This window comes from Sphingomonas sp. (assembly GCF_019746665.1).
Lineage (GTDB): Bacteria > Pseudomonadota > Alphaproteobacteria > Sphingomonadales > Sphingomonadaceae > Sphingomonas.
The window spans coordinates 100,081-110,732 of sequence record NZ_JAIERS010000002.1 but is presented as its reverse complement, the minus strand read 5'-3'; the positions used below and the strand labels follow the sequence as shown (position 1 = coordinate 110,732).

Annotated in this window: 10 protein-coding genes; 6 read left to right on the top strand and 4 right to left on the bottom strand. The window is 68.4% G+C overall.

All coding sequences use genetic code 11. From position 1 onward, the window contains the following. On the top strand, positions 1 to 734 hold a 734-nt coding region (locus K2X73_RS01480; protein WP_294107898.1), incomplete at its 5' end, for a GDP-mannose 4,6-dehydratase. 7 nt (positions 735 to 741) lie between these two features. Here K2X73_RS01480 and K2X73_RS01475 read toward each other — a convergent pair. From K2X73_RS01475 to K2X73_RS01460, 4 genes are all read right to left on the bottom strand, one after another. Next, entirely contained in the window at positions 742 to 870 is a 129-nt protein-coding gene (locus K2X73_RS01475; RefSeq protein WP_294107896.1) for a hypothetical protein, read from the bottom strand. A 79-nt stretch (positions 871 to 949) separates the two neighbouring features. Further along, positions 950 to 2,257: a UDP-glucose/GDP-mannose dehydrogenase family protein gene (locus K2X73_RS01470; protein WP_294107894.1), complete on the bottom strand. Its 1,308-nt coding sequence runs from the start codon at positions 2,255 to 2,257 to the stop codon at positions 950 to 952. 36 nt (positions 2,258 to 2,293) lie between these two features. Further along, a complete protein-coding gene (galU, locus tag K2X73_RS01465; RefSeq protein ID WP_294107906.1) occupies positions 2,294 to 3,169 on the bottom strand; it encodes a UTP--glucose-1-phosphate uridylyltransferase GalU in 876 nt (291 codons plus the stop codon). A 75-nt stretch (positions 3,170 to 3,244) separates the two neighbouring features. After that, a complete protein-coding gene (locus K2X73_RS01460) occupies positions 3,245 to 5,323 on the bottom strand; it encodes an alpha-galactosidase (protein ID WP_294107893.1) in 2,079 nt (692 codons plus the stop codon). A 330-nt stretch (positions 5,324 to 5,653) separates the two neighbouring features. Here K2X73_RS01460 and gyrB point away from each other — a divergent pair, with 330 nt between their 5' ends. The 5 genes from gyrB to K2X73_RS01435 all read left to right on the top strand — a co-directional run bounded on the left by gyrB (position 5,654) and on the right by K2X73_RS01435 (position 10,652). Continuing rightward, complete coding sequence (gene gyrB, locus K2X73_RS01455) at positions 5,654 to 8,131, top strand: DNA topoisomerase (ATP-hydrolyzing) subunit B (protein ID WP_294107891.1); 2,478 nt, start codon at positions 5,654 to 5,656, stop codon at positions 8,129 to 8,131. Between the two features lie 2 nt (positions 8,132 to 8,133). Then, positions 8,134 to 8,295: a hypothetical protein gene (locus K2X73_RS01450; RefSeq protein WP_294107889.1), complete on the top strand. Its 162-nt coding sequence runs from the start codon at positions 8,134 to 8,136 to the stop codon at positions 8,293 to 8,295. After that, the gene (locus tag K2X73_RS01445; RefSeq protein ID WP_294107887.1) at positions 8,292 to 8,621 is read left to right on the top strand and encodes a phosphoribosyl-ATP diphosphatase; all 330 of its coding nucleotides are present in this window, start codon (positions 8,292 to 8,294) and stop codon (positions 8,619 to 8,621) included. The genes K2X73_RS01450 and K2X73_RS01445 overlap by 4 nt, the downstream gene beginning before the upstream one ends. Further along, complete coding sequence (locus K2X73_RS01440) at positions 8,611 to 8,988, top strand: histidine triad nucleotide-binding protein (RefSeq protein ID WP_294107886.1); 378 nt, start codon at positions 8,611 to 8,613, stop codon at positions 8,986 to 8,988. The genes K2X73_RS01445 and K2X73_RS01440 overlap by 11 nt, the downstream gene beginning before the upstream one ends. Positions 8,989 to 9,095: 107 nt before the next feature. Next, positions 9,096 to 10,652 (top strand): amino acid permease, encoded by a 1,557-nt coding sequence (locus K2X73_RS01435; protein ID WP_294107885.1) that lies wholly within the window; start codon positions 9,096 to 9,098, stop codon positions 10,650 to 10,652.

Genomic DNA, 10,652 nt, shown 5'->3' with positions numbered 1-10,652 from the left:
CCTCCGACCGGCAATGGCGGCGGAGACGACAATGCACTAACTATATACCCGGACCACCCGGTGGGGGCTGCTCAGTCTATGGCTCGCTCGCGGAGGACGATCCCGCGTTCAGCGAGATCACGCCCTACGCGCCCAACTCGCCCTATTCGGCATCGAAGGCGGGCTCCGACCATCTGGTCCGCGCCTATCACCACACCTTCGGGCTGCAGGTGACGACGACCAACTGTTCGAACAATTACGGGCCTTATCAATTCCCCGAAAAGCTGATCCCGCTGTTCCTGCTCAACTGCCTGCACGGGCGGCCGCTGCCGATCTATGGCGATGGCATGAACCGGCGCGACTGGTTGCATGTCGAGGATCATTGCCGCGGCATCGCGCTCGCGCTCGCGCGCGGCGTGCCGGGGGAGACCTATAATATCGGTGGCGGGCAGGAATTGCCCAACATGGCGGTGATCGACGCGATCTGCGCCCAGGTCGACGCCGCCTTCGCCGCCGACCCGGCGCTCGCCACGCGCTTTCCGGAGGCGCCCGCCGCCCAAGGCAAGCCCTCGGCGAGCCTCAAGACCTTCGTCGAGGACCGCAAGGGCCACGACCGCCGCTACGCAATCGACGAGCGCAAGGCACGCGCCGAGCTCGGCTATGCCCCCGAACGCACCTTCGCGCAGGGCTTCGCCGAAACGCTCCACTGGTATCTCGCCAACGAAGCCTGGTGGCGACCGCTGCTCGCGCGGTGAGCGACGCTCAAAGGTTCAGTGCCATCACGATCATCTCGCGCAGGTCGCCACGCGGCGCGTTGTCGAACTGCTGGCGGCCGATCTCGGCGAAACCCCAGGCGCGATAGGCGTTCACCGCCCAGAGCGCCTCGGCCATCACGTCGAGCCAGCGATAATCGAGGCCGCGCCTCGCGCTGGCGATCGGGATGGCCCAACGCCGCGCGATCGGCCCGCCCTCACCGCCCGATCGAGCTGTAGCGAAAACCCGCGCGCTCGGCTTCGACCGGCGGATAGATGTTGCGCAGATCGACCATCACCGGGGCCGCCATGCCCGCGCCGAGCCGCTTCAGATCGAGCGCGCGGAACACGTCCCACTCGGTCACGATCGCCACCGCGTCGGCACCGCGCGCGGCGTGATAGGCATCTTCGGCCAGTTCGATTTCGGGCATCAGCGCCTTGGCCGCGGCCATGCCTTCAGGATCGAAGGCGCGCACCGTCACGCCCGCGTCGATCAGGCTCTGGACGATCGCGATCGACGGCGCGTCGCGCATATCGTCGGTATTGGGTTTGAAGGTGAGGCCGAGCAGCGCGACGGTCTTGCCCTTCGCCGCCGCCTCGCCTCCCAGCGCGGCGATCACCTTGCGCCCCATCGCGCGCTTGCGGCTGTCATTCACTTTCACCACCGCCTCGACGATGCGCACCGGCGATTCGTGATCCTCGGCGGTCTTGAGCAGCGCGAGCGTGTCCTTGGGGAAGCACGAGCCGCCATAACCCGGCCCGGCGTGCAGGAACTTGGCGCCGATCCGCTTGTCGAGCCCGATCCCGCGCGACACGTCCTGAACATTGGCGCCGACCACCTCGCACAGATCGGCGATCTCGTTGATGAAGGTGATCTTGGTCGCCAAGAACGCATTGGCGGCGTATTTGATGAGTTCGGCGGTGCGCCGGCCGGTGAACAGGATGGGGCTCTCGTTCAGGTAAAGCGGGCGATAGATTTCGCGCATCACCGCCTGGGCACGCTCGTCCTCGGCGCCGATCACGATGCGGTCGGGGCGCTTGAAATCGCCGATCGCGGCGCCTTCGCGCAGGAATTCGGGGTTGGAAACGACCGCCACCTCGGCCTCGGGGCGCAGTTCGCGCAGGATCGCCTCCACCTTGTCGCCGGTGCCGACGGGCACGGTCGATTTGGTGACGACGACCGTGGGGCCGGTGATCGCGGCGGCGATTTCCCGGGTCGCCTCGAACACATAGGTCAGGTCGGCATGGCCGTCGCCGCGCCGCGAGGGCGTGCCGACCGCGATGAAGATCGCGTCGGCCCCGTCGACCGCGGGCGCGAGTTCGGTGGTGAAGGTCAGCCGCCCCGCCGCGACATTGCCGGCGACCAGCTGATCGAGGCCGGGCTCATAGATCGGCATCTTGCCGGCCTTCAGCGCGTCGATCTTTCCCGCATCCTTGTCGACGCACGTCACCTGATGCCCGAAATCGGAGAAACAGGCGCCGGAGACCAAGCCGACATAGCCCGAACCAATCATCGTGATCCGCATCAACTTCCCCTTGTTCGTCCGCGAGTCCGGCGGGACCTAGCCCTGCGCTTCCAGGAAAGCGCGTATCTTGGGGCCGATTTCACCATGCTGCAACGCGAGCGCGATCGTCGCCTGAACGAAGCCCGCCTTGTCGCCGCAATCATAGCGCGTGCCGGTGAAGGTGACGGCGTGGAACGGCTGGTCGCCGATCATCCGCGCCATCGCGTCGGTCAGCTGGATTTCGCCGCCCGCGCCCTTTTCCTGGGTTTCGAGCACGCGCATCACCTCGGGCTGAAGGATGTAGCGGCCGATCACCGCTAGGTTCGAGGGCGCGGTGCCCGCCTTGGGCTTTTCGACCAGCCCCCTCACTTCGGTGAGCGCGCCGTCCCGCGCACCGGGGGTGACGATCCCGTACTTATCGGTCTGCTCGGCGGGCACCTCCTGCGCGCAGATCAGATTGCCGCCGGTACGGTTATAGGCCTCGACCATCTGCTTGAGGCACCCCGGCTGGCCGAGCGCGCCGACCATGAAATCGTCGGCCAGGAGCACCGCGAACGGCTCATCGCCAACGATGTCGCGCGCGCACCACACCGCATGGCCCAGCCCCATCGGCTCCTGCTGGCGGACATAGGCGACGGCGCCGGGTGCGAGCCGCGTCTGGTGCAGCAGATCGAGCGACTTGCCGCGCGCGATCATCGTCGTCTCGAGCTCATAGGCGATGTCGAAATGGTCCTCGATCGCCGACTTGCCGCGGCCGGTGACGAAGATCATCTGCTCGATGCCGGCCTCGATCGCCTCGTCGACCGCATATTGGATCAGCGGCCGATCGACCACCGGCAGCATTTCCTTGGGCATCGCCTTGGTCGCGGGCAGGAAGCGCGTGCCGAGCCCGCCGACGGGGAATACCGCTTTGCGCAACGGTTTGATCACGATGTCTCTCCCTGCTGTCCCCGCTCGCGGGCCGCTCTAGGGGAAGAGCCGGACAGGCGCAACGCGGCGCGGCCGGGCCTAAGGCCGAACCAGCTCGAACAGCGCGACGCTTTCCGCGCCCAGCGCCGGGAGGGGGAGTCCGGCCTGCCGCAGCCAGTCGCCGTCCAGCACGACGCCACCGCGCAGCCGCTCGGTCCAATCCGGCTGCGACGGAAGGCGGCCGCTCGCCAGATCGAGCAGCCTCGCATGGTAGCGCCCCGCGCCTAGCATCGGCAGCGGCAGCGAGGGCGGAAAGCGTTCGTGCGGTGGGGCGAGGCGGGTGACCTGGAGCAGCAGCGCGTCGGCCTGGCCGTGCGCCTGCCAGAGCAGCCCGTCCGGCCCCTCGCCGAGCCATACCCGCCCGCCGTGGAACCGATCGCGCCACGCCTTGTAGCGCGCGATCGCGGCGCGCAGTGTCGCGGCGTCGCCGGGGTCGAGCGCCGCCGGATCGAGTTCCACCCCGAAATGCCCGGGCAGCGCGGCCGCCGCGCGGAACGCCATCGCCTGAGTGCGCCCGGTGGCGTGCGACGGCGCCGCGCCGACATGCGCACCCATCCGCTCGGGCGGCATGAAGTGCAGGAAACCGCGCTGGAGCCGCGCGCGCGACACGGCGTCGAGATTGTCGCTCGTCCAGAAGCGATGGGCGCGCTGGGCGATTCCCGCGTCGATCCGGCCGCCGCCACCCGCGCACGCCTCGATCTCGAGCGCGGGATGCGCCGCGCGCAGCCGATCGATCAACGCATAAGCGCCGAGCAGTTGCGCGCGGTAGCCGGGCCGTCCGTCAGCGCCGCCGGCGGGGGCGAGATCGCGGTTATGGTCCCATTTCAAATAAGCGATCGGCAGCGCGCGGAGCAGCGCGTCGATCGCTTCGAACAGATGCTCGCGCACCTCGGGCCGGCCAAGATCGAGCACGAGCTGGTTGCGCGCGGTCAATTCGGGCACGCCGGGCAGGCGGAGTACCCAATCGGGGTGGGCGCGGTAGAGATCGCTGTCGGGGTTCACCATCTCGGGCTCGACCCACAGCCCGAATTCCATGCCAAGCGCGGTCACCCGTTCGGCGAGCGGCTGGAGCCCGCGCGGATATTTCGCCGGATCGACCCGCCAGTCCCCCAGCCCCGCGCGGTCGCTGCGCCGGCCGAGGAACCAGCCATCGTCGAGCACGAACCGCTCCACCCCCAGCGCCGCGGCCCGCTCGGCGAGCGCGATCAGCTTCGCCTCGTCCTGATCGAAATAGAGGCCCTCCCAGCTATTGAAATGCACCGGGCGCGGCCGGAGCACCGGGCCGGCGGCGCGGACGCTCGCGTGGAACGCCTGGAGCGCGCCGTTCAGGCCCGCCGCCGAGCAGGTCGCGATCAGCTCGGGGGTCGCATGGCTTTCGCCCGGCGCCAGCCGCACCTCGCCCGGCGCCAGTGCCTCGCCCGCCTGAAGCAGCCAGCCATTGTCCGCGCGGGCGACGATCAGCCGGCTATTGCCGCTCCACGCGAGCTGCGCCGCGTACACCGGCCCAGCGTGCCAGCCCGCCCCCTCGCCCAGCACGAACAGCCCGGGCGGGCCGCCATGGCCGGTGAGGCCGCGCCCGGTCTCGCGCCGCCACTCGTGCGCGGGCATCGGTTCCTCATGCGGCACGAACTCGTCATTGTGGCGCCCGGTGAAGCTCTTGATCCGCGCCGCGCTCGGCGGCAGCGGCAGCGTGCCAGCGGCGAGCCATTCGAGATCGAGCGGGCCGCCATTGTTGGCGAGCGTCGCCGACAGCCGCAGCACGCCATCGGCAAAGGCGAGCCGCTGGGTGAGGCGGAGCCGGGTCGCGGGATCGGCGAGCGTGACGGTGATCGTGTCGCCCTGTCGCTCGGTCGCCTCGTGATGCCAGCGGGGCGCGAAATCTCGCCCTTCGCGGTGCGCGCGCAAGGCGGCGGGGCCGAACCAGCCGGTGCCATATTCGGGCACCAGGGTCAGCGGCACCGGCGCGTCGAGCGAGAAGCCGGCGGGCGGGCGCAGCGTCGCGAGCGCGGGCAGATCGCCAGGCGGCGCGCCCGGCCCCCACCAGCGCCAGATCGGCGCGGCAGGGGCGGGTTCCAGAGTGGCGACGCAATCACCGGCGCCGAGGTGGAGATAGGTCATCGGGTTGGCCTTACACGCTAAGGGGCAAGCCGTCGCCCCAGCGAAAGCTGGGGCCTCCCCGTTCTGAAGCCTGCTCGCTGCTTCGAGCGATTTTGGTTCACGCGGAGACGCGGAGGCGCGGAGGGAGGCAGCGCTGGTGAGCAGAGCGAAGCGCCTTTCCAACCGCCTTAAAGGCGCCTGCGGCGCCGGGACGAAAGCCGGAGGCCCCAAAATCCTCCGCGTCTCCGCGCCTCCGCGTGAACCAAAAACCCCGCCACTAATCCGCCAGTTTCAGAACCCGAAAGCGCCACGCCCTTTGCCTTCTCCCCCCGCTTTTCCTATAGGCTTGCTATGGCAAGCACCCCCAACAGCAATGATTATGGCGCCGAGTCGATCAAGGTCCTGAAAGGGCTCGACGCGGTTCGGAAGCGTCCCGGCATGTACATCGGCGACACCGACGATGGCTCGGGGCTGCACCACATGGTGTTCGAAGTGTCCGACAACGCCATCGACGAGGCGCTCGCCGGGCATTGCGACCGGATCGACATCACGCTGAACCCCGATGGCTCGGTCAGCGTCACCGACAATGGCCGTGGCATCCCGACCGGCATCCACCCCGAAGAGGGCGTGTCGGCGGCCGAAGTGATCATGACCCAGCTCCACGCCGGCGGTAAGTTCGAGAACACGTCGGACGACAACGCCTATAAGGTTTCGGGTGGGCTGCACGGCGTTGGCGTCTCGGTGGTCAACGCGCTCAGCGAATGGCTCGATCTGACGATCTGGCGCGATGGCGAGGAGCATTTCATGCGCTTCCGCCACGGTGACGCCGAAGCGCCGCTGAAAGTGGTCGGCGCGGCGGGGGACAAGCGCGGCACCCGCGTCACCTTCCTGCCGAGCCCCGCCACCTTCAAGATCACCGAGTTCGATTTCGACAAGCTCGAACATCGTTACCGCGAGCTGGCCTTCCTCAATTCGGGCGTGCGCCTGTTCCTCACCGATGCGCGGCACGAGGAGCAGAAGACCGTCGAGCTTTATTACGAGGGCGGGATCGCCGCCTTCGTGAAGTGGCTCGATCGCACCAAGCAGCCGCTGGTGCCCGATCCGATCGCGATCACCGGCACGCGTGAGGATGTGACGATCGACGTCGCGCTGGAATGGAATGACAGCTATTACGAAAACGTCCTCTGCTTCACCAACAACATCCCGCAGCGCGACGGCGGCACGCACCTCGCCGCCTTCCGCGCGGCGCTGACGCGCACGCTCAACAATTATGCCGACCGCTCGGGGCTGCTGAAGAAGGAGAAGGTGAGCCTGACGGGCGATGACATGCGCGAAGGGCTCACCGCGATCGTCTCGGTCAAGCTGCCGGACCCCAAGTTCAGCAGCCAGACCAAGGACAAGCTCGTCTCCTCCGAAGTCCGCCAGCCGCTCGAAAGCCTGATGGCGGACAAGCTCGCCGAATGGCTTGAGGAGAACCCCGCGCATGGCCGCGCGATCGTCCAGAAGGTGATCGACGCCGCCGCCGCGCGCGAGGCGGCGAAGAAGGCGCGCGAGCTCACCCGGCGCAAGGGCGTGATGGATTCGCTCGGCGGGCTGCCAGGCAAGCTCCACGATTGCCGCGAGCGCGATCCGTCCAAGGCCGAGCTGTTCATCGTGGAAGGCGATTCGGCGGGCGGCTCGGCCAAATCGGGGCGCGACAGCGAATATCAGGCGATCCTGCCGATCCGCGGCAAGATCCTGAATGTCGAGCGCGCGCGCACCGACCGGATGCTCTCGTCCAAGGAAATCATCGCGCTGATCCAGGCGATGGGCACCGGCATCGGCCGCGAGGAGTTCAACCTGGCGAAGCTGCGCTACCACAAGATCGTGATCATGACCGACGCCGATGTCGACGGCGCGCATATCCGCACGCTGTTGCTCACCTTCTTCTACCGCCAGATGCCCGAGATCATCGAGGCGGGGCATCTCTTCATCGCCCAGCCGCCGCTCTACAAGGCGTCGCGCGGGCGCAGCGAAGTGTATCTGAAGGACGATGGCGCGCTCGATGATTATCTGGTCGAGCATGGCGTCGGGCAAAGCGTGTTCGAGGGCGCGGGCGGGCAGCGATCGGGCGCCGATCTGCGCGCGCTGGTCGAACAGGCGCGGCGGCTGCGCACGCTGATGCGCTATGTGCCGCGCCGCTATGATCCCGCAATCGTCGAGGCGCTGGCGCTTGCCGGCGCGCTCGATCCGGCGGGGACGCGGACCGAAGCGCTCGCGGCTGCCGTCGCCCGGCTCGATCTGGGGGATCCCGAGGCGACCTGGTCGGCGCAAGCCGGCGCGGAAGGCGCGCTTCACTTCCAGCGGCGCTGGCGCGGGGTGACCGATCATCACATCATCGAAGCGGCGTTCCTCGTCTCCGCCGAAGCGCGCAAGCTCCACGCGCTGGCGGGCGAATTGGCGGAGGCGTTCGCGGTCGCCGGCAAGCTGGTCTCGGCCAAGGGCGCGGCGGCGGCGGAGCCCGAACCCGCCGAGAGCGAGGAGGGCGCCCCCGCCCCGCTCGCCAAGGGCGAGGCACGGATCACCCGGCCGAGCGAATTGCTCGACGCGGTGCTCGCGGCGGGACGCAAGGGCCTCTCGATCCAGCGCTACAAGGGGCTGGGCGAGATGAACGCCGAGCAGCTGTGGGAAACCACGCTCGACCCCGCCAACCGCTCGATGCTGCGCGTCGAAGTGCAGCAGGCGGACATGGCCGACGAAATCTTCACCCGGCTGATGGGTGACGTGGTCGAGCCCCGGCGCGAGTTCATCCAGGACAATGCGCTGAGCGTCGCCAATCTGGACGTGTGAGGATGACGGCCGCTCTCGTCGCCGCGCATTCGGGGGTCGTGCGCCAGCGCACCGGGCCGGAACTGTCCGACGTGGTGCTGTTCGCGGTCGCGGTGATCGCGGTCGCGGCGGTGCGCATCGCGCTGCGCCGCCGCTTCGCCAAGCGCCGCGAGCGCGGGGAATGACGATGGACGCGCTCGACCGGCTCGAAGCGGTGATCCGCGAGCGCCGCGCCGCCGCGCCCGACGCTTCCTATGTCGCGCGGCTGTTCGCCAAGGGCCGCGCCAAGATCGCGCAGAAGCTGGGCGAGGAAGCGGTCGAGGCCGCGATCGCCGCGGTGCAGGATGATCGCGCCGCGCTCACCGGCGAGGCGGCCGATCTGCTGTTCCACTTGCTGGTGCTGCTCGCCGATATGGGGTTGAGCCTCGACGATGTCCGCGCCGAACTCACCCGGCGCGAGGGGCTGTCGGGGCTGGCCGAAAAAGCCGCGCGGAGGAACGATGCCGATTGACGCCACCCAGCCCTATGAAGAGGGCAATATTTTCGCGCGCATCCTGCGCGGCGAGATTCCCGCCAACAAGGTGTATGAGGACGAGCACGCCCTCGCCTTTCACGACATCAACCCCCAGGCGCCGACGCATATTCTGGTGATCCCCAAGGGGGCTTATGTCAGCTGGGACGATTTCTCCGCCCGGGCGAGCGATGCCGAGATCGCGGGCTTCGTCCGCGCGGTGGGGCTGGTCGCGCGCGCGGCGGGGCTGGTCGCGCCCGGCTATCGCCTGCTCGCCAATATCGGGCGCGACGGGCATCAGGAGGTGCCGCACCTGCATGTCCATGTTTTCGCCGGCCGGCCGCTGGGGCCAATGCTGGCGCGCTGAGCCGTCACAAGCCTTTCACATTAAGGATTGTGCCGGCCTGATTTGGCTTTAGGGTCTGGCGCCGGAGATGGCCGCGCGGGGGACGCGCGCCGCTTAGGGAGAGTTCGATGATCTTTGGCCGGGTGAAACCCCTGCAGGCCATTTTGGCAACCGCCGAACGCAAATCGCTGCATCGCTCGCTGGGCGCGTTCCAGCTGACGTTGTTCGGCATCGGCTGCGTGATCGGCACCGGCATTTTCGTGCTGACCGCCGCCGGCGCGCAGAAAGCGGGGCCGGGGCTGATGCTCGCCTTCGCGATCGCCGGCGCGATCTGCATCGTGGCGGCGCTCTGCTATGCCGAGATCGCGGCGATGATCCCGGTGGCGGGATCGGCCTATACCTATACCTATGCGACGATGGGCGAGTTCCTTGCCTGGACGGTCGGCTGGGCGCTGGTGCTCGAATATGCGGTCGCCGCCTCGGCGGTGTGCGTCGGCTGGTCGGGCTATTTGACGGGGACGGTGCTCAAAAGTTCGCTCGGGATCGTCCTGCCCGCCTGGGCCACCGCCGGGCCGGTGGTGTTGGGCGGCGCCGAGGGCGGATTGGTCAATTTGCCCGCCGCCGGCATCGCACTGCTCGTCACCTGGCTGCTGATGATCGGCACGACCGAAAGCGCGCGGGTGAACGCGATCCTCGTCGCGATCAAGGTGACCGCGCTCACCGCCTTCATCGTGCTCACTCTGCCCAAGGTGAACAGCGCCGAATTCAGCCCCTTCCTGCCCGCCGGTGTGTTCGGTGATCTGGGCAAGGGTGTCGGTGCGGTCGGCGCGGCGGCGACGATCTTCTTCGCCTATGTGGGCTTCGACGCGGTTTCGACCGCCGCCGAAGAGACTCGCAACCCGCAGCGCAACGTGCCGATCGGGCTGATCGGATCGCTGCTGTTCTGCACCGTGTTCTACATCATCGTCGCCGCCGGCGCGATCGGCACGATCGGCGGCCAGCCGATCATGGGTGTCGACGGCACCCCGCTCGCCGCCGGATCGCCCGAACTCGCCCGGCAGTGCGCGCTGCCGGAACATGCGCAGGCGCTGGTCTGCTCCAACGAAGCGCTGGCGCATGTGCTGCGCGTGATCGGCTTCGGCACGGTCGGCAATCTGCTGGGCTATGCCGCGTTCATCGCGCTGCCCTCGGTCATCCTGATCCTGCTGTTCGGCCAGACGCGCATCTTCTTCGTGATGGCGCGCGACGGAATGCTGCCGGCCGCGCTCGCCCGCGTTCATCCCAAGTGGAAGACGCCGCATATCGTGACCGCCTTCACTGGCGTCGCGACTGCGCTCGCGGCGGCGTTCTTCCCGGTTGGCCAGCTGGCGGACTGGGCCAATGCGGGGACGCTCTATGCCTTCATGATGGTCGCCATCGCGGTGATGGTGCTCCGCCGCACCGCCGCCGACCAGCCGCGCAAGTTCCGCACGCCGGCGCTGTGGCTGATCGGCCCGGCGACGATCGCCGGCTGCATTTTCCTGTTCGCCAACCTGCCCTGGCAGGCGGTGGTGGTGTTCACCATCTGGGCGGTAATCGGCATCCTCGTCTATTTCGCCTATAGCCGCGGGGCGAGCCATCTTGGGCAAGGCCGGGTCGAGGTGCACGAGGGCGAGTTGGAGACGTTGCCGCCGGGGGTCGCCTGA

Excerpts from the sequence above, each read along its gene's own strand:
- K2X73_RS01475 (WP_294107896.1), bottom strand. The coding sequence starts at position 870 with ATGGCCGAGGCGCTCTGGGCGGTGAACGCCTATCGCGCCTGGGGTTTC.
- K2X73_RS01470 (WP_294107894.1), bottom strand. The coding sequence starts at position 2,257 with ATGCGGATCACGATGATTGGTTCGGGCTATGTCGGCTTGGTCTCCGGC.
- K2X73_RS01460 (WP_294107893.1), bottom strand. The coding sequence starts at position 5,323 with ATGACCTATCTCCACCTCGGCGCCGGTGATTGCGTCGCCACTCTGGAA.
- gyrB (WP_294107891.1), top strand. The coding sequence starts at position 5,654 with ATGGCAAGCACCCCCAACAGCAATGATTATGGCGCCGAGTCGATCAAG.
- K2X73_RS01450 (WP_294107889.1), top strand. The coding sequence starts at position 8,134 with ATGACGGCCGCTCTCGTCGCCGCGCATTCGGGGGTCGTGCGCCAGCGC.
- K2X73_RS01445 (WP_294107887.1), top strand. The coding sequence starts at position 8,292 with ATGACGATGGACGCGCTCGACCGGCTCGAAGCGGTGATCCGCGAGCGC.
- K2X73_RS01440 (WP_294107886.1), top strand. The coding sequence starts at position 8,611 with ATGCCGATTGACGCCACCCAGCCCTATGAAGAGGGCAATATTTTCGCG.
- K2X73_RS01435 (WP_294107885.1), top strand. The coding sequence starts at position 9,096 with ATGATCTTTGGCCGGGTGAAACCCCTGCAGGCCATTTTGGCAACCGCC.